At 47.6% G+C, this 2,530-nt stretch carries 1 protein-coding gene; it reads left to right on the forward strand.

Translation table 11 applies throughout. The features are described from left to right. Positions 1–461 precede the first annotated feature (461 nt). Positions 462–1,919 carry a hypothetical protein gene (locus KDK14_RS18330; protein ID WP_257266642.1) on the forward strand — a complete coding sequence of 486 codons (1,458 nt, stop codon included), beginning with the start codon at positions 462–464 and terminating at the stop codon, positions 1,917–1,919. Positions 1,920–2,530: the final 611 nt, after the last annotated feature.

Here is a 2,530-nt window from a genome sequence, read left to right on the forward strand (position 1 = left end):
TGATTGCGGTGGAGCATCTGAATATGCGGAAGTTATTTACAGACAATTCCTTATTATTGTTATTGGCGAGTAATCTTTTACCCTTCTCAGGGAATGGCCAAAGGTGGTTCCAAAGGTGGTTGAAGTGGAGCCTAATGCTCCAAACTCAAAATCCAGTGTTACGTCGCCAGGGATTTTGCCAAGTTGATCTCTGATGAAAGAAGTTCCCTCATAATTAGTATTCATATTAACAAGTCCTTGAATATTAGATTCTGTGCGTGAAGCATTTTCTTATAAATAAGCATCCTGAATTTTTGGACAACAAGAACAAGATTTAGTTCATTGGCAAACGTCGGCTCCACTTCCCGAGAGAGAATACGCATTACCTTGAAAATTACTTGAGAACCTATTGTCACAGACCCGTACTGATACACCGTTAAATCTTGCCATCAAGATCTTGATTAACACAGGAGTTGACTCACATGATAACCAATACTCATCAACAAGCTGTGCTCAATACCCCCAATGCGGGTGTGCCAACCTCCGGGGCCAGCTCCCCATCCAACAGCATTGAAAAGCCATCTTGCGGGACTCGTTTTGCCAATTGGCTGGTCCAGAATTACCAGGAGAGTCTGGTTGTGCTGCTTTGCGCAACGGGTGGCTGTGGTGCCATGAACAGTCAGCCAAGAACATCCCTGGCAGACCACACGATAAACCCGATGCTGCCGGATTCGCCGCAGGCCTGGTTGACACTTCTGCAGGATACTGACTGCACAGCGGCCGGGAACCCGGAACCGGGTCAAATCGACACAGAACATTTATTGGATGATCATTCGTTCCGGGCATTTCTGGATAGCCACTTCAACAGCGTTGATCATCCACAATGGTATCAAACCTTTATGCAACAGGAAGATACCGGTTCTGCAGGGGAGAATAAATGCCTGCTGGCAAATGACCATGCAGGGGAGAAATATGAACAGTCAGGTCAACAAAATCATTGCCAACTCGACTTGCCGACGGGTAACTTTTTACCAGCAGATAGTGGTCTTCAAAAGGGCATTGAGCAAACGCCATGTTCACCCGACCGGGATATTTTTTCGCTGTCAGACTCTGGCAAATCACCCTTTTCAGCAAACCCTGGACTGCCGGGAATAAACAACAAGGCGAAAGACCCACTCTCGGAGTTTTTGGAACATCGGGTAACACCACCCTCTGTAGAAGCGACGGCCTATATGCAGTTTAAAGATTACAAGGATCCTGGCAACGTCAGTGGCACTAAAGAGCTGCTCAGGTTGCTGGTTGAGAAATCGATCAATGCCGGGATCGTGTATTCTTTACTATTTTCAGCATTCGGTGGCAGCTCTGGTTTTCTCACGCAAACGGAGTTTTTCAAAGACTTCGTCCATAGAGGCTCGATCAAGCTGGACAAGCTTTTCAGATATTTGTTGAACAAGCAAAACACACTGGAAGATGCCTCCCAAACCTCCCGGGGTGCGGTCGGGGGAGCTGCATCGGCCTGTGCTCAGTCAGGCAATGCAGAACAGGCAATGGGTTATGCGATTGCCCGGCAAATCAGTCGTGAGTGGCCAAGAAACAGAGGTGAAAAGCTGGATACCCTTCTGGCGAATTTTCCTGAACCGGTGGCAGTCAAGCCTGCCAGTCAACCGTCGGCCACTCAGCGATTACTGGAGCGTGGTGTACCCGCCTGGCGGGGAGGAGCGACTTCTGTGAGAGCTGACATTACTTCTGCGGGAGGGACTATAAAGCTCACGGGCCAGGATGCTCCTGCAATGATGGAAGGAGAAGAACTGGAATCCCCGTTACGGGCGGCAGGAATCCCCAGACCACGTCCGGATGATCAAAATAGTGAGGTTCCGGACAATAATACGGAAGCACGCGATTCAGATGAAGATGAGAGCATGGATGTTGACCCTGACTAAATGGCCCACGTGTATTGAAGATCAATCCAGTCAGCCTCTGGAACAATAACGGTTCCGGGAAGGCTGCCCTGGAAAAGCACTAATACCCATCCCCCCTCGTTCCCCGTGAACAGCCCGCTGGATACCAGAAAAATCAAAGTTTAATGGTCGTTTTAAAGAAATAACATTTTCGAAAAATTGCCAATGCATTTCTAACCTTTTGGTCTATGCTTTGTGAGTCGTTATTAAAAGCCTATTGGCTTATGATAAAAAACTGACGAGGATAGAAATGAATATTGACGCAAATCCCTCAATTCACCCACCCTGTTACGAACAAGAAGCCAAGGAGCAACCCCTACAAGGAGTAGGTGGCATGGCTCCATACTTGGCAGGGTACCCGTCTGGTACAAGTGAACCTTCAGTAAAGCCTGAAGCATCTATTGTTACCAGCGACCTGTGAGTCAGATTTTATTGCCTGTGGCCGCTTGATATTTATAGCAAAAACAACGAACGAGGACTAAAAATTGAACCCCGTAGCCCCACCCCCTTATTCAGAAGCCCCTCCCTCTTATGAACAATCACCTGAATCCGTAAGGTTTTGATTGCACCGGAAGAATTTTACCAATTTAATA

The sequence above is a fragment of the Endozoicomonas sp. ONNA2 genome (genome assembly GCF_024606365.1).
Classification (GTDB): domain Bacteria; phylum Pseudomonadota; class Gammaproteobacteria; order Pseudomonadales; family Endozoicomonadaceae; genus Endozoicomonas.

Bases quoted from the DNA above. Each gene is read 5' to 3' on its own strand.
- KDK14_RS18330 (WP_257266642.1), top strand. From the start codon at position 462: ATGATAACCAATACTCATCAACAAGCTGTGCTCAATACCCCCAATGCG.